Below are 15,398 nucleotides of genomic sequence, written 5' to 3' on the forward strand. Positions count from 1 at the left end.
GGCGCTCCTTAACGGTCTTTCGGGTCGAGGGCATCACGCAGGCCATCGCCGATAAAGTTAAAACAAAACAGGGTAACGACCAGGAAACCCGCCGGATAAAGCAGCAGCCACGGTGAAACTTCCATCGAGTTTGCGCCATCGCTCAGCAGCGCGCCCCAGCTGCTCAGAGGCTCTTGTGTACCGAGACCCAGGAAGCTAAGGAAAGATTCGAACAGGATCATGCTGGGCACCAGCAGTGAGGCATAGACCACCACCACGCCCAGCACGTTAGGAACGATATGGCGAACCACAATATTCCCGGTAGACACGCCGCCAACCTGCGCCGCTTCGATAAACTCTTTGCGTTTAAGGCTCAGCGTCTGGCCGCGAACTATACGCGCCATATCCAGCCAGGAAACCATCCCGATGGCCACGAAGATTAACAGAATATTTTGACCAAAGAAGGTCACCAGCAGAATGACGAAGAACATGAACGGGAAGGAGTTCAGGATTTCCAGCAGACGCATCATTATCGAGTCTATTTTGCCGCCAAGATAGCCGGAAAGTGAGCCATAGAGCGTACCCACGATCACCGCCACCAGCGCGGCAGCAATACCGACCATCAGCGAGATACGGCCACCGATAGCGACACGCACCAGCAGATCGCGTCCGGAAGAGTCCGTGCCAAAATAGTGGCCAGACTCCATATCCGGCGCGCTGGACATCATGCCCCAGTCGGTGTCGAAATAGGTAAATTGCGACAGCATCGGCGCCAGGGTCACAAACAGCGCGATGATCACCAGAACAACCAGACTGGCAACCGCTGCACGGTTGTGCATAAAGCGACGGCGCGCGTCCTGCCAGAGGCTACGACCTTCCACTTCCAGTTTTTCACTGAAGTTTTCCAGCGCCTCGCTGTTTTTCTTACTCAACATCATGGCGTGCTCCAGTTAGTAACGGATTTTCGGGTCGATGACGGCGTACAGGACATCGACGATAGCGTTAAAGAGAATGGTCAGCGCACCGACGAGAATCGTCAGGCTCAGTACCAGCGAATAGTCGCGGTTGAGCGCGCCGTTAACGAACAGCTGACCAATGCCAGGCAGGCCGTAGATTGTTTCGATAACCATCGAGCCGGTGATGATCCCGACGAACGCCGGTCCCATGTAGGAGAGCACGGGCAACAGCGCCGGTTTGAGCGCGTGGCGGAAGATAATCCGACGCATCGGCAGGCCTTTAGCGCGCGCGGTCCGAATAAAGTTCGAGTGCAGCACTTCGATCATTGAACCACGGGTGATACGCGCAATACTGGCGATGTACGCCAGCGATAATGCCACCATCGGCAAAATCATGAACTTCAGTGCCCCGCCGTTCCAGCCGCCGCCAGGCAGCCACTTCAGCGTGATGGCAAATATCATCACCAGTAATGGCGCGACAACGAAGCTGGGTATGACTACCCCGGTCATTGCCACCCCCATTACGGCATAATCCCATTTGGTATTTTGTCTGAGCGCGGCAATTACACCTGCGGTGACCCCGAAAACGATCGCCAGAATGAATGCCGCAGCACCCAATTTCGCCGAAACCGGGAAGCTGGAGGCCACCAGGTCGTTAACGGAATAGTCTTTATATTTAAATGACGGTCCGAAATCACCGTGGGCCAGCTGCTTCAGGTAATTGAAGTACTGGGTGGAGATAGGATCGTTTAAGTGGTATTTCGCTTCGATATTCGCCATAACTTCTGGCGGCAGCGTACGCTCACCGGTAAATGGACTTCCCGGCGCAAGGCGCATCATGAAGAAGGAAATCGTGATGAGAATAAATAGCGTTGGAATCGCTTCAAGACAGCGACGTAGGATAAATTTCAACATTGCCCGTACCTTCTGGCGTGTGCCTATATTATGTGACGTTGGTTAGACACCGTGGGGCGAGCACGCCCGCCCCACTCATTGCCATTAATGCTTGATAATATACAAGTTTTTAACGTAGATATTATCCATCGGGTCTTTACCGGTATATCCACCTACCCACGGTTTCACCAGACGGGCGTTAACGTAGTAGTAAACCGGAACGATCGCGGAATCTTTATCCAGCTGCTGCTCAGCTTTAGAGTACAGCTCTGTACGCTGTGCTTCGTCAGTGGTTTTCAGCGTGTCGCCAATCAGCTTGTCGAATGCCGGGCTCTTATAGTGCGCGGTGTTGTTCGAGCTGTCGCTCAGCATGGTGTTCAGGAAGGAGGTCGGTTCGTTATAGTCCGCACACCAGCCAGCACGCGCCACGTCAAAGGTGCCCTGATGACGGCTGTCGAGGAAGGTTTTCCACTCCTGGTTCTCCAGCTTCACGTTTGCGCCCAGGTTCTTTTTCCAGATCGAGGCGACGGCGATAGCCAGTTTTTTGTGCAGATCTGAAGTGTTATACAACAGGCTGAAGGTCAGCGGCTTATCTGCGGTGTAACCCGCTTCGGCCAGCAGTTTCTTCGCTTCCGCGTTACGCTGTTCCTGAGTCTGTTTGAACCACTCTGGTTCGGTCAGTTTTGCCCCATCGGTATATGGAGGGGTATAGCTGTACGCTGGCAGATCGCCCTGGTTTTTCACTTTGTTCACGATGATATCGCGATCCAGTGCCAGCTTCAGCGCGGTACGGACACGTACGTCGGTAAACGGTGCTTTCTGATTGTTGATTTCATAGTAATAGGTGCACAGGTACGGATCGACGTGAACCTCTTTAGGGATCTCTTTTTTCAGTTTCTGGAACAGTTCAATCGGCATGTTGTTATAGGTCATGTCAATTTCACCGCTACGATAGCGGTTAACGTCTGTCACTTCGGAAGAAATTGGCAGGTAGGTAACCTGATTAATGACGGTTTTCGCGTTGTCCCAGTATTGCGGGTTACGCTCAAGCACCATACGTTCGTTGACCACCCAGTCTTTCAGCTTATAGGCGCCGTTGGTCACGATATTGGCTGGCTGTGTCCATTTTTCACCAAATTTTTCCACGGCTGATTTTGGTACCGGAGAGACGGACGGGTGAACCAGCAGCTTATAGAAGTACGGAACAGGTTCGCTCAACGTCACTTCAAAGGTATTGGCATCTATCGCTTTAACGCCCAGATCGGTGATCGGTTTTTTGCCCGCGATGATGTCATCAATATTGGCAATGTGGCCATATTGCAGGTAGCTCGCATACGGAGAGGCAGTGGTTGGATTCGCCAGACGCTGCCAGCTATAAACGAAATCTTCGGCCGTAACCGGCGTACCGTCGGACCATTTTGCATCTTTACGCAGATGGAAGGTCCAGACTTTGAAATCTTTGTTTTCCCATTTTTCCGCAACACCCGGCGCCGGGTGGCCGTCTACGTCAGTCACCAGCAGGCCTTCGAACAGGTCGCGGTTAACGTTAGACTCAGGAACACCTTCAATTTTGTGCGGGTCAAGAGACTGAACTTCCGCACCGTTGTTACGCACCAGCGTCTGTTTATCAGCCAGTTGAACACCTGCAGGAACGTCCGCAGCCATTGCAGCGTTGCCCGCGATTAGCGCAGTTAAAATCCCCGCCGCTACCAGATTTTTTTTTGTGATGATGGACATTGTGTTGGTACTCCACTCATTATAATGACTGGCCTTCGCCAGCTGTGTAATCCCCTGTTGGGGCCTGTACAGCGCAGGAGTTTTTTTTGCTGCTGTCAGGTTCTTCTTTTACTACTTGCTATCACCGACTTTTTTATTACTGACCGCTCGTATGGCCGTCTTGCGTCGATTCTTTACAGGCCTCCCCTGTTTGAGACCTGCGCTGGATATCTGAGAAGAGAACCATATGAAAATAATTCTCATCTGCTTGTTTTATGCTGCAAAATATTAGGCCGGAAAGTATCAAATGGCGTAAACGCGCGCCAATACATTTTGCAAATTTGTTAAGCAATTCTCTTTTACGGTGAGTACCGCATCGTTGAGGGCAGCCCTGCCGGACATCAAACATCACTTAAAAAACATGACATTCAATAAGATAGAGAAATTTTTCTCTACAAGCGCGTCGCTGCGCTATCATCGAGTGATTCTGTACAAAAATTTAACAATTGGTTATTATTTAGCACATTCATCTAGGGGAATGTTGAATTTACTAATATCATTTCGGTTATCTCTCAGCAAGCCCCAGAGTATCATGTGAGTAAAATAACAGAGCGATCGAAGGTTTTCTGCGCAGGCGGGTTTGGGGGAACTTAGTAACTTGTTGAAATACAAGAAATGAACATTATTAGTAGAATTTATTATGATATGTGAGCATTTCAACTTTAGTTATAGGATTTACTGATAATGACGTAAAAAACGGAGCCGTGGCTCCGTTCTTTCATACGAAGTATCAGTGCAGCAAACCGGGGAAAATGCTTTTAATACCCGTAACGATGAATTCAATCCCTAACGCCATCAACAGCAGGCCCATGATACGCGTTATGACGTTAATACCCGTCTGCCCCAACAGACGTACCAGCCAGGGCGCCATGCGGAAAACTCCCCAACAGCAGAGCGCAAAAATGGCTATAGCAACTGAAAATCCAATCAGGTGCATCAGGCTATGGTAACGCGTGCCCCAGACAATGGTTGAACTGATAGCGCCAGGACCGGCCATGAGCGGTAAGGCCAGCGGCACCACGCCAATACTTTCGCGGATGGCGGTTTCTGACTTCTCCTGCTTGTTTTGTTTATCCTCGCCGAGCTTACCGCTGATCATGGACATGGCGATGGTCACGACCAGAATCCCACCCGCAATGCGGAAAGAGTCGATCGAAATTCCGAAGAGCTGGAGAATGGCGTCACCCAGGAAAAGGGAGGTGAGCAATATGATAGCCACCGACAGGTTAGCGGTGAGGTTGGTTTTATTCCTGGCCGCCGCCGTCTGATAACTCGTCATACTAATGAAGACAGGAATGATCCCCACCGGGTTGACCAGGGCAAACAAACCAATAAAAAATTTAAAATATGTTGGAAAATCAAAGAGCGTTTGGATCACGTTTTGCTCCGCTTATACACATGCCCGGGACTGACACTTTGTCATGAGAAATCGCGCTGAAGATACCCTTTTTATTAGCATACTTCACTCGAAATCTGTGCCAAAACGTTATCATTTCATATGTTAAACATATGTATAATCAATGAAAGCTTCGCTTCTAATACTTACGTAATTATTTAACACTGGAAAAATCTCAATGAAATAACCCTGCTGAAAGGTATCAGCTTGGGAGAAAATTGACGCAGATCATGATTTCCGTACTCAGAAGTGAGTAATCTTGGTTACGCCCCAGGGAGATCGCCTGACAAAAAGGGATGATGCTAAGGTAAGGCTCTTTTAGTAAATTAGTGTGCTGACGCAGAAAGTAACTCTTTGTTTTACTTTGTGTTACGCAAGTCGTATCGGCTCTGTCTATACTGTGTGACGTATCGAGCGCTGGTTTACTAAAAGAGTTTAAACATTATCAGGAGAGCATTATGGCTGTTACTAATATCGCTGAACTGAACGCCCTCGTCGAGCGCGTTAAAAAAGCCCAGCGTGAATATGCCAATTTCACCCAAGAACAGGTTGATAAAATCTTCCGCGCGGCCGCACTGGCTGCTGCAGATGCTCGAATCCCTCTCGCTAAAATGGCCGTTGCCGAATCCGGCATGGGTATCGTGGAAGATAAAGTGATTAAAAACCACTTCGCTTCCGAGTATATCTACAACGCCTATAAAGATGAGAAAACCTGTGGCGTGCTGTCCGAAGATGACACCTTCGGTACCATCACCATCGCTGAACCTATCGGCATCATCTGCGGTATTGTTCCGACTACTAACCCAACGTCTACTGCTATCTTCAAATCACTGATTAGCCTGAAGACCCGTAACGCAATCATCTTCTCTCCACACCCACGTGCGAAAGACGCGACCAACAAAGCTGCAGATATCGTCCTGCAGGCAGCTATCGCTGCTGGTGCACCAAAAGATCTGATTGGCTGGATCGACCAACCTTCTGTTGAGCTCTCCAATGCGCTGATGCATCACCCGGACATTAACCTGATCCTGGCGACTGGTGGTCCTGGCATGGTTAAAGCCGCATACAGCTCCGGTAAACCAGCTATCGGTGTGGGTGCCGGTAACACTCCTGTTGTTATCGACGAAACCGCTGACATCAAACGTGCCGTTGCGTCTGTACTGATGTCTAAAACCTTCGATAACGGTGTGATCTGTGCTTCTGAACAGTCTGTTGTTGTTGTCGATTCCGTGTACGATGCAGTTCGCGAACGTTTCGCCAGCCATGGCGGCTACCTGCTGCAGGGCAAAGAGCTGAAAGCAGTTCAGGACATCATCCTGAAAAATGGCGCGCTGAACGCTGCTATCGTGGGTCAGCCAGCGTACAAAATTGCTGAACTCGCAGGCTTTACCGTTCCGGCAACAACCAAAATCCTGATCGGTGAAGTGAAAGTTGTCGATGAAAGCGAGCCGTTTGCACACGAAAAACTGTCTCCAACGCTTGCCATGTACCGTGCGAAAGATTTCGAAGACGCGGTAGAGAAAGCTGAGAAGCTGGTTGCTATGGGCGGCATCGGTCATACCTCTTGTCTGTACACAGACCAGGATAACCAGCCTGAGCGCGTTGCTCACTTCGGTCAGATGATGAAAACTGCACGTATTCTGATCAACACCCCTGCTTCTCAGGGTGGTATCGGTGACCTGTATAACTTCAAACTCGCACCTTCCCTGACTCTGGGTTGTGGTTCCTGGGGTGGTAACTCCATCTCTGAAAACGTTGGTCCAAAACACCTGATCAACAAGAAAACCGTTGCTAAGCGAGCTGAAAACATGTTGTGGCACAAACTTCCGAAATCTATCTACTTCCGCCGTGGCTCACTGCCAATCGCGCTGGATGAAGTGATTACTGATGGCCACAAACGTGCGCTCATCGTGACTGACCGTTTCCTGTTCAACAACGGCTACGCTGATCAGATCACCTCTGTACTGAAAGCGGCTGGGGTCGAAACTGAAGTTTTCTTCGAAGTTGAAGCTGACCCAACCCTGAGCGTTGTACGTAAAGGTGCTGAACTGGCTAACTCCTTCAAACCAGATGTGATTATCGCACTGGGTGGTGGTTCCCCAATGGACGCCGCGAAAATCATGTGGGTAATGTACGAGCATCCAGAAACTCACTTCGAAGAACTGGCGCTGCGCTTTATGGACATCCGTAAACGTATCTACAAGTTCCCGAAAATGGGCGTAAAAGCGAAAATGATCGCGGTAACCACCACTTCCGGTACCGGTTCAGAAGTCACGCCATTCGCGGTAGTAACGGACGATGCAACAGGTCAGAAATATCCACTGGCTGACTACGCACTGACCCCAGATATGGCTATCGTTGATGCGAACCTGGTCATGGAGATGCCGAAGTCACTGTGTGCATTCGGTGGTCTGGATGCGGTGACTCACGCCCTGGAAGCCTACGTTTCTGTACTGGCATCTGAGTTCTCTGACGGTCAGGCTCTTCAGGCTCTGAAACTGCTGAAGGAAAACCTGCCAGCGTCATACAACGAAGGATCTAAAAACCCAGTAGCACGTGAACGCGTTCACAGTGCAGCAACCATCGCCGGTATCGCGTTTGCTAACGCCTTCCTGGGTGTTTGCCACTCTATGGCGCACAAACTGGGCTCCCAGTTCCACATTCCTCACGGTCTGGCGAACGCCCTGTTGATCAGCAACGTTATCCGTTATAACGCTAACGACAACCCAACCAAGCAGACTGCTTTCAGCCAGTACGACCGTCCGCAAGCACGTCGTCGTTATGCCGAAATTGCAGACCACCTTGGTCTGAGCGCACCGGGCGACCGTACTGCTGCGAAGATTGAGAAACTGCTGGCATGGCTGGAAAGCCTGAAAGCTGAACTGGGTATTCCTAAATCTATCCGTGAAGCAGGCGTTCAGGAAGCTGACTTCCTCGCTCATGTAGATAAGCTGTCTGAAGATGCATTCGATGACCAGTGTACTGGTGCTAACCCGCGCTACCCACTGATCTCCGAGCTGAAACAGATTCTGCTGGATACCTTCTACGGTCGTGAGTTCAAAGAAAATGACGTTGCCGCTGTGAAAACAGAAGTTCCTGTCATCAAAGCTGACAAGAAAGCGAAGAAAAGCGCTTAACTGACAGTAAATGAAAAACCCGCCTTTATGGCGGGTTTTTTTATGCCTGAATAATAAGGCGGACCTTATTTCCTGTTGTCGTGCTGAATTGCCGTCAGCGAGCCTTCAGACAACGCTTCTTTATAATGCTTCCGACACACCGATACATAGCGTTCATTACCGCCTATCACCACCTGCTCACCATCCGCATAAGGTTTTCCGGCCTGGTCGAGGCGAAGTACCATACTGGCTTTACGACCGCAGAAGCAGATTGTTTTCAGTTCAACAAGTTTATCCGACCAGGCGAGCAAATACTGGCTCCCGGCAAAGAGCTCACCGCGGAAATCCGTGCGCAGGCCGTAACACAGCACGGGGATATCAAGCTCATCGACTACTTCTGACAGGGCATATACCTGTTCACGCGTCAGAAACTGGCTCTCATCGACCAGGACACAGTGAATCGGCTGCGCAGCATGTTCTGCATGAATGTCTTCAAACAGATCGGTTTGCGGGTTAAAAAGCCTGGCAGGCGACGAGAGTCCTATTCTGGAACTCACCTTCCCTGCTCCAAAGCGATCGTCAATTTCAGCCGTATAAACAACTGTACGCATCCCGCGCTCCTGGTAATTGTACGAGGATTGCAGCAGCGCGGTGGATTTCCCGGCATTCATTGCCGAATAGTAGAAATAAAGTTGTGCCATTGGCCGTAAAACCCTAATCAATGTGTAATATTCCCGATGATTCATTGTACCATATTTTGTCTGGTCATCAGCGATGTAGCACACATGGGAAGCGTTTCAGCACGGAGTTCACAACCTTCTTTTTATGAAAATAACCCGTTAAAACATGAAGTAAACTCCTTCAGCCCGGCCAATATGTTATATGTTCAGCCAAACATAACATTGCTTTTTATAGTGGAATCCCCGTTCATTAAAATTCACTATTTATTAACTATTTCAGTCTTAAAATCACGGCGGGGAACTAATACAAAAGGCTGATATTTCTCCAGCGCGACTATAATTCCTGCGGTAAATGTCACAAAAAAAAGATGCAATCGGCCGGGTTCGGCCGGGTTACGTGATAACAAACGAGACTGTTGGGTGATGAAATTTAAGTTAGCGTAATTAATAATAGCGGCATTATTTAGTATTTTTTGAATTCCTTACATTCCTGGCTATTGCACAACTGAATTTATGGCTCTATTATTAGGTCAACAAACCACCCCCCCATTATAAGTTTGAGATTACTACAATGAGCGAAGCACTTAAAATTCTGAACAACATCCGTACTCTTCGTGCGCAGGCTAGAGAATGCACCCTCGAAACGCTTGAAGAAATGCTGGAAAAATTAGAAGTTGTAGTTAATGAACGTCGTGAAGAAGAAAGCGCAGCTGCTGCTGAAATCGAAGAACGCACTCGTAAACTGCAGCAATATCGTGAAATGCTGATTGCTGATGGTATCGATCCAAATGAATTGCTGAACAGCATGGCTGCCGCTAAAACCGGTACTAAAGCCAAGCGTGCTGCTCGTCCTGCTAAATATAGCTACGTTGACGAGAACGGCGAAACTAAAACCTGGACTGGCCAGGGCCGCACTCCCGCTGTTATCAAGAAAGCCATGGATGAACAAGGTAAACAGCTGGACGACTTCCTGATCAAGGATTAATCAAGCCGTATTCAGAAAAATCCCGCGTAATGCGGGATTTTTTTTAACTTAAATTTGTCGCAAACATCCCCTTACACTCGGTCATAAAGCATTATTTGGCAATTGTAATAACTGTACTTTGAGACAGGTTTTGGAAGTGTCTGGAGCATAAAAAAACCGGTGGGCAATGCCTCACCGGTTTCGGACATATGTAACCGTGGCTTATTTCTTAATACCCAGGCTATCTTTGAGCCAGGTTTTAAATTCTTCGCCAAGGGTATTGTGGCGAATACCATATTCAACAAACGCCTGCATATAACCGAGCTTATTACCGCAGTCGTGGCTCTTACCTTTCATATGGTAAGCCTCAACGGTTTCTTTCTCGATCAGCATATCAATGGCATCCGTAAGCTGGATCTCATCACCCGCTCCTGGAGGCGTTTTCGCCAGCAGAGGCCAGATTTCAGCGCTCAGGACGTAGCGACCTACAACTGCCAGGTTTGAAGGCGCTACGTCGGCTTTAGGCTTCTCTACCACGCCAACCATTGGCACGCTTTCGCCCGGCTCAAGGTTAACGCCTTTGCAGTCAACCACACCGTATGCCGTCACGTCTTCAACAGGCTCAACCATGATCTGGCTGCTGCCGGTTTCGTCGAAACGTTTGATCATCTCAGCCAGGTTATCCTGAGAAAGATCGGATTCATATTCATCCAGAATAACGTCAGGCAGGATTACCGCTACAGGCTCATCACCTACAACGGGATGCGCGCACATCACAGCGTGGCCCAGACCTTTAGCCAGGCCCTGACGAACCTGCATAATGGTAACGTGTGGCGGACAAATAGATTGAACTTCTTCTAACAGCTGACGCTTAACACGCTTTTCGAGCATGGCTTCAAGTTCAAAGCTTGTATCGAAATGGTTTTCGATAGAGTTTTTTGATGAATGCGTAACCAGCACAATTTCAGTTATGCCAGCAGCGATACACTCGTTAACGACATACTGGATTAATGGCTTATCAACCAGAGGCAGCATTTCTTTAGGAATTGCCTTAGTTGCTGGTAACATCCTGGTCCCCAATCCCGCTACCGGGATGACGGCCTTTCTGACTTTCGAATTTAGGGCAGCCATTCAAATTCTCCTGAGCTGTTCAAGTTTTGAACTTTTATGCAATAAATAACGCGTTGAGTATATCAGCCTCGCCCCGCAGTCCGGGTCTGAAAAGAACGCGTTGCCGATCAATTAGGATAAATACGCATGAAACCGGGCAGCGATAGTAGCACTCCCCGCAAAACACAGGTAAAGCAATCTTAAAATTAAGATCCAATTGCTTATTCCGTGGACAACATTAAGCGTAGCCGTCCCCCGGCGCCCCAAATTTGGCACTGCCAGGAGGAACAACGGTGGCTAATTTGATTAAGATACGCCGTTCTTAATGTCCCAAGCGGCACACCGTTACTCACCTGAATATGATGTTCACCGGTATTCAGTGAAGCGTTTAGACCTGCTGAGACGAGGATCAGATTCTTTAAACCGCTGTGGTAATAGCCGACCAGCAGCGGAAACTGTCCGGGCAAATTGGCCTGCCGAAAAAGCTGGTTTACCTGTTTGAGTAAACTGCCCAACTCCGGTAGCCGTTGTCCCTGATGCGATAACTGTTCCTGCAGCAAACCATTAAATAGCGCGCGAAGAAGCAACGCGGCTAATACACCATTATCCCCTGCCCGGGTGACATCCAAAGAATAAAACGCGAGGTCGGAATCTGACAGTGGCGCAATATCCAGCACCAGTCCCGGTTGGTCAGCCGCCACCAGCTGGCGATAATTTACGCGGCAGTGTGAAATAGTTTGCTGTACGGGCGGCTGGAGTTCTTGCAACAGTTTCGCCGCAGCAGGCGGATTACTCACCAGGGCATCCCAGTCCTGGAAAAGACGCTCCTCTTCCTCAACCCGGGAATTAAACATATTCGGATAAAGGCACGCTAAGACCGTTTCTCGCAGTCGGTTTAGATCCTTGACCGGTTTAAGCAGAATATCCTGGACGCCAAGTCGCAATGCTTTGGCGATATCCGCCATATTCTCTGTGGCAGAGATCACCAGAATCGGCGTCTGGTTTCCTTCGTTACGCAGATGTTCAACCAGCTTCAGTCCATTCATGCGCGGCATCGCAATGTCGCAAATCATCAAATCGGGCGTAATGCTGATCATTTTTTCCAGGGCGTCGATGCCATCTTCAGCCAGTGACGTCATTGCGCCCAGCGAGGATAACCACGAATCCAGTAGCGATCGGAAAACGGGCTCGTCTTCAACAATCAAAATGTGTTTTCCGGCCAATGGCTGCGTCATGGTTCCTCCCCTGGCTGACAGTAACTAAATAGTGGCATGCGATCGGCACTATCGCCTGTCAGATTTTGCTGAAGTAGTCAAAAAAGATGCTTAACGTGCTGTTTGCACAAAAGGCAACAATTCGTCCATTTTCTTTTCGACGGCTAACGAGCCCGCTGCGATGGCGGCCTCAGCCCGATGGAAATCAAGAGTAGAGATTTGCGGACAGTAAGGCTGAATAAGAATATCTGGCGGGTCGCCAGCCATACGATTGCGCTTAAGGCGATTCTCCAGCACCTGGATTGACGTGGTCATGATTTCCATCGCCGTCGGCGCGGCAACAGAGCGTCGCGCGGCCATGCGCCCGATTCTTCCACGAAGGCGCTCATGCCAGGCCAGTTTCTCGCCCTCGGCATCTTCGCTCTGAAGATTAACCGGCATGAGGTCCTGTTGCATCAGGTGGGCGTCGTGCTGCAGGTCAACGGCAATCACGATATCCGCCCCCATTGCACGGGTCAGAGAGATGGGAACCGGGTTCACAACGCCCCCGTCGACAAGCCAGTAACCGTTGTGTGGGACAGGTGCCATGAGCCCCGGGATGCTGCAGGAGGCTCGCACCGCAAGATGGATATCCCCTTCTGTTAGCCAGAGTTCGCGTCCTGTGCTGAGGTTCGTCGCGACGGCGCCGAAGGGCATCTGACAATCAATGAAGTCTTCAAGAGGCATCACCTTGCGGAACTGGTTAAAGACGCGTTCGCCGCGCAACAGCCCACCACGCTGCCACGAGAGGTCCATCAGACGCAGGACTTCCCAGTAACTGAAGGAACGCACCCAGGTCTCGAGTTCCGGAAGCCTTCCGCACGCGTAAGCAGAGCCGACAAGCGATCCTATTGAACACCCTGCGACAATATCTATGTTAATGCCCATCTTGTTTAAGGCATTAATCACGCCGATGTGTGACCATCCCCGGGCTGCACCTGAGCCCAGCGCCAGTCCAATTTTAACCTTTCTCATTAGCCCTGTTTTACTTCCCCTGGATTCCTGACATAGCGTCAACGCAACAGCTCAGTTAACATAGTGCTACCCGAAGCGTTTTACGCCTTTATTATTTGTTCCAGGAAGAGAATCGTGTCTCAACTCTGCCCTTGTGGTAGCGCTCTGGAGTATAGCCTATGTTGCCAGCGATATCTGTCTGGCGATCAGGTTGCACCAGCCCCGTCACACCTCATGCGTTCGCGTTACACTGCTTTTGTGATCAAAGACGCAGACTACCTGATTAAAACCTGGCATTCCTCCTGCCACGCTGCCGAATTCAGACAGGACATCGAGGCCGGGTTCGCGAACACGCAGTGGCTCGGCCTTACCGTCTATGAATCCTCAACAGGCAGTCATGCTGATGAAGGTTACGTCAGCTTTGTTGCCCGTTTCAGTGAGAATAATAAACCAGGTGCCATTATCGAGCGTTCCCGGTTCTTAAAGGAAAGCGGGCAGTGGTATTATATTGACGGAACGCGCCCACAGTTTGGTCGTAACGATCCCTGCCCGTGTGGTTCAGGTAAAAAATTTAAAAAGTGTTGCGGGCAGTAATGCCTGACAACCCAGACTTCGCAAATACAAACAGGATTTCCCGGCGATGCAATCATTACAACGTAAAGTTCTGCGCACCATCTGTCCCGATCAAAAAGGACTGATCGCACGAATTACCAACATTTGCTACAAACATGAACTGAATATCGTGCAGAACAACGAGTTCGTTGACCACCGTACCGGCCGCTTCTTTATGCGTACCGAGCTGGAAGGTATTTTTAACGACACCACCCTGCTTGCCGACCTGGACAGCGCGCTTCCGGAAGGTTCCGTGCGCGAACTGACCCCAGCAGGTCGACGCCGTATCGTGATCCTGGTGACCAAAGAAGCACACTGTCTTGGCGACCTGCTGATGAAGGCAAACTACGGCGGTCTGGACGTTGAAATTGCCGCCGTTATTGGCAACCATGAGACGCTGCGCACGCTGGTCGAGCGCTTTGATATTCCGTTCGAACTGGTCAGCCACGAAGGCCATACCCGTGAAGAACACGACGATCTGATGGCGCAGGCCATTGAAGCGCATAATCCGGACTACGTAGTACTGGCGAAATATATGCGCGTGCTGACGCCTTCGTTCGTGGCGCGCTTCCCGAACAAAATCATCAACATCCACCACTCGTTCCTGCCGGCCTTTATTGGCGCGCGTCCCTACCACCAGGCTTACGAGCGCGGGGTGAAGATCATCGGAGCGACCGCACACTACGTGAATGACAACCTGGACGAAGGTCCAATCATCATGCAGGACGTGATTCACGTGGATCACACCTACACTGCTGAGGACATGATGCGTGCGGGGCGCGACGTTGAGAAGAACGTTCTGAGTCGTGCGCTGTATCAGGTGCTGGCGCAGCGGGTCTTCGTGTACGGCAACAGAACTATCATTCTTTAATCTTTCGGAAAATGAATTGATTAGCTTTGCGCCTTTACGGATAAAAAGCAGGCAAACAACTTCATTTACCTAAAGGAATGCTTTACAGGGGCGTCTCATTTGATATGATGCGCCCCGCTTCCAGCAGGAAGCAGGCCAGTAAAAAGCATTACCCCGTGGTGGGGTTCCCGAGCGGCCAAAGGGAGCAGACTGTAAATCTGCCGTCATCGACTTCGAAGGTTCGAATCCTTCCCCCACCACCATCACTTTCAAATGACTCCAAACCTTCTGTTCGCACCGGGTATGATGCATATCCGTAACAGAGAAGCCTTTGCAGGCCCGGTAAGGCGCAGCCGTCACCCGGCGACAGAAGCCTACATCGGCGGCAAACGACGCTTCACTGGCGAACTCTTCACAATCGACGTATTGCACTGGGCATGTTCCGCCAGGCCGTCCAGCAGCACATCCAGCTGCTCAATTGACCGCACCACCAGCCGGATAACAAAACAGTCTTCACCGGTCACCTTGTCGCTTTCAATACACTCCGGCATCGCCTGAATGTACTTATCAACCTTATGCAACAACCCTGGCAAAGGCCGCACGCGCACCAGCGCCTGCAGCGTATACCCCAGCGCAGCCAGATTCACCCGTGCGCCATACCCCTGAATCACACCGCGCTCTTCCAGCCTTTTCAGGCGTTCTGCAGTGCTGGGGGAAGTCAGACCGATGCGTCCGCTGAGCACCTTCAAAGACATGCGCGCATCCTCCACCAGACAGGCTAATATTTGTCGGTCGATATCATCGAGAAGGTATTCCATCGCTTTCACCTAATTTTAAAAAGCCAGCACTGCATTTCAC

Annotated in this window: 13 protein-coding genes and 1 tRNA gene; 5 read left to right on the top strand and 9 right to left on the bottom strand. The window is 50.2% G+C overall.

Going from position 1 to position 15,398, the window contains the following annotated elements:
• Positions 1–8: 8 nt before the first annotated feature.
• The 4 genes from oppC to KGP24_RS13290 form a co-directional block, all read right to left on the bottom strand.
• The gene (gene oppC, locus KGP24_RS13275) at positions 9–917 is read right to left on the bottom strand and encodes an oligopeptide ABC transporter permease OppC (RefSeq protein ID WP_223560754.1); all 909 of its coding nucleotides are present in this window, start codon (positions 915–917) and stop codon (positions 9–11) included.
• A 12-nt stretch (positions 918–929) separates the two neighbouring features.
• A complete protein-coding gene (oppB, locus tag KGP24_RS13280; protein ID WP_008502786.1) occupies positions 930–1,850 on the bottom strand; it encodes an oligopeptide ABC transporter permease OppB in 921 nt (306 codons plus the stop codon).
• 84 nt (positions 1,851–1,934) lie between these two features.
• Entirely contained in the window at positions 1,935–3,566 is a 1,632-nt protein-coding gene (gene oppA / locus KGP24_RS13285) for an oligopeptide ABC transporter substrate-binding protein OppA (RefSeq protein WP_223560755.1), read from the bottom strand.
• A 769-nt stretch (positions 3,567–4,335) separates the two neighbouring features.
• The gene (locus KGP24_RS13290; RefSeq protein ID WP_021240330.1) at positions 4,336–4,983 is read right to left on the bottom strand and encodes a YchE family NAAT transporter; all 648 of its coding nucleotides are present in this window, start codon (positions 4,981–4,983) and stop codon (positions 4,336–4,338) included.
• A 476-nt stretch (positions 4,984–5,459) separates the two neighbouring features.
• Here KGP24_RS13290 and adhE point away from each other — a divergent pair, with 476 nt between their 5' ends.
• The gene (gene adhE / locus KGP24_RS13295; protein ID WP_121424021.1) at positions 5,460–8,138 is read left to right on the top strand and encodes a bifunctional acetaldehyde-CoA/alcohol dehydrogenase; all 2,679 of its coding nucleotides are present in this window, start codon (positions 5,460–5,462) and stop codon (positions 8,136–8,138) included.
• 65 nt (positions 8,139–8,203) lie between these two features.
• Here adhE and tdk read toward each other — a convergent pair whose 3' ends face one another.
• Positions 8,204–8,818: a thymidine kinase gene (gene tdk, locus KGP24_RS13300; protein WP_223560756.1), complete on the bottom strand. Its 615-nt coding sequence runs from the start codon at positions 8,816–8,818 to the stop codon at positions 8,204–8,206.
• A 550-nt stretch (positions 8,819–9,368) separates the two neighbouring features.
• Between tdk and hns the strand changes: the two genes are divergently transcribed.
• Positions 9,369–9,782, top strand: coding sequence for a histone-like nucleoid-structuring protein H-NS (hns, locus tag KGP24_RS13305; RefSeq protein ID WP_008502781.1), 414 nt, complete (start codon positions 9,369–9,371; stop codon positions 9,780–9,782).
• A 201-nt stretch (positions 9,783–9,983) separates the two neighbouring features.
• Here hns and galU read toward each other — a convergent pair whose 3' ends face one another.
• The 3 genes from galU to rssA all read right to left on the bottom strand — a co-directional run bounded on the left by galU (position 9,984) and on the right by rssA (position 13,099).
• Positions 9,984–10,892, bottom strand: a complete 909-nt coding sequence (gene galU, locus KGP24_RS13310) for a UTP--glucose-1-phosphate uridylyltransferase GalU (protein ID WP_223560757.1) — start codon at positions 10,890–10,892, stop codon at positions 9,984–9,986.
• 200 nt (positions 10,893–11,092) lie between these two features.
• On the bottom strand, positions 11,093–12,106 hold the full coding sequence (gene rssB, locus KGP24_RS13315; protein ID WP_223560758.1) for a two-component system response regulator RssB: 1,014 nt from the start codon (positions 12,104–12,106) through the stop codon (positions 11,093–11,095).
• A 90-nt stretch (positions 12,107–12,196) separates the two neighbouring features.
• Positions 12,197–13,099, bottom strand: coding sequence for a patatin-like phospholipase RssA (rssA, locus tag KGP24_RS13320; protein WP_223560759.1), 903 nt, complete (start codon positions 13,097–13,099; stop codon positions 12,197–12,199).
• Positions 13,100–13,213: 114 nt separating this feature from the next.
• On the opposite strand from rssA, the gene KGP24_RS13325 reads away from it, so the two are divergent.
• From KGP24_RS13325 to KGP24_RS13335, 3 genes are all read left to right on the top strand, one after another.
• Positions 13,214–13,672 carry a YchJ family protein gene (locus tag KGP24_RS13325; protein WP_223560760.1) on the top strand — a complete coding sequence of 153 codons (459 nt, stop codon included), beginning with the start codon at positions 13,214–13,216 and terminating at the stop codon, positions 13,670–13,672.
• A gap of 46 nt (positions 13,673–13,718) precedes the next feature.
• The gene (gene purU / locus KGP24_RS13330) at positions 13,719–14,561 is read left to right on the top strand and encodes a formyltetrahydrofolate deformylase (RefSeq protein ID WP_023312104.1); all 843 of its coding nucleotides are present in this window, start codon (positions 13,719–13,721) and stop codon (positions 14,559–14,561) included.
• Positions 14,562–14,718: 157 nt separating this feature from the next.
• A tRNA-Tyr gene (locus KGP24_RS13335) sits at positions 14,719–14,803 on the top strand.
• Positions 14,804–14,914: 111 nt separating this feature from the next.
• Here the strand turns inward: KGP24_RS13335 and KGP24_RS13340 are convergent.
• The gene (locus KGP24_RS13340; protein WP_029740417.1) at positions 14,915–15,358 is read right to left on the bottom strand and encodes an Lrp/AsnC family transcriptional regulator; all 444 of its coding nucleotides are present in this window, start codon (positions 15,356–15,358) and stop codon (positions 14,915–14,917) included.
• Positions 15,359–15,398 lie beyond the last annotated feature (40 nt).

The organism is Enterobacter sp. JBIWA008 (genome assembly GCF_019968765.1).
Taxonomy (GTDB): Bacteria; Pseudomonadota; Gammaproteobacteria; order Enterobacterales; family Enterobacteriaceae; genus Enterobacter.

Excerpts from the sequence above, each read along its gene's own strand:
- KGP24_RS13340 (WP_029740417.1), bottom strand. The coding sequence starts at position 15,358 with ATGGAATACCTTCTCGATGATATCGACCGACAAATATTAGCCTGTCTG.
- rssB (WP_223560758.1), bottom strand. The coding sequence starts at position 12,106 with ATGACGCAGCCATTGGCCGGAAAACACATTTTGATTGTTGAAGACGAG.
- rssA (WP_223560759.1), bottom strand. The coding sequence starts at position 13,099 with ATGAGAAAGGTTAAAATTGGACTGGCGCTGGGCTCAGGTGCAGCCCGG.
- adhE (WP_121424021.1), top strand. The coding sequence starts at position 5,460 with ATGGCTGTTACTAATATCGCTGAACTGAACGCCCTCGTCGAGCGCGTT.
- oppA (WP_223560755.1), bottom strand. The coding sequence starts at position 3,566 with ATGTCCATCATCACAAAAAAAAATCTGGTAGCGGCGGGGATTTTAACT.
- oppC (WP_223560754.1), bottom strand. The coding sequence starts at position 917 with ATGATGTTGAGTAAGAAAAACAGCGAGGCGCTGGAAAACTTCAGTGAA.
- galU (WP_223560757.1), bottom strand. The coding sequence starts at position 10,892 with ATGGCTGCCCTAAATTCGAAAGTCAGAAAGGCCGTCATCCCGGTAGCG.
- hns (WP_008502781.1), top strand. The coding sequence starts at position 9,369 with ATGAGCGAAGCACTTAAAATTCTGAACAACATCCGTACTCTTCGTGCG.
- tdk (WP_223560756.1), bottom strand. The coding sequence starts at position 8,818 with ATGGCACAACTTTATTTCTACTATTCGGCAATGAATGCCGGGAAATCC.
- purU (WP_023312104.1), top strand. The coding sequence starts at position 13,719 with ATGCAATCATTACAACGTAAAGTTCTGCGCACCATCTGTCCCGATCAA.
- oppB (WP_008502786.1), bottom strand. The coding sequence starts at position 1,850 with ATGTTGAAATTTATCCTACGTCGCTGTCTTGAAGCGATTCCAACGCTA.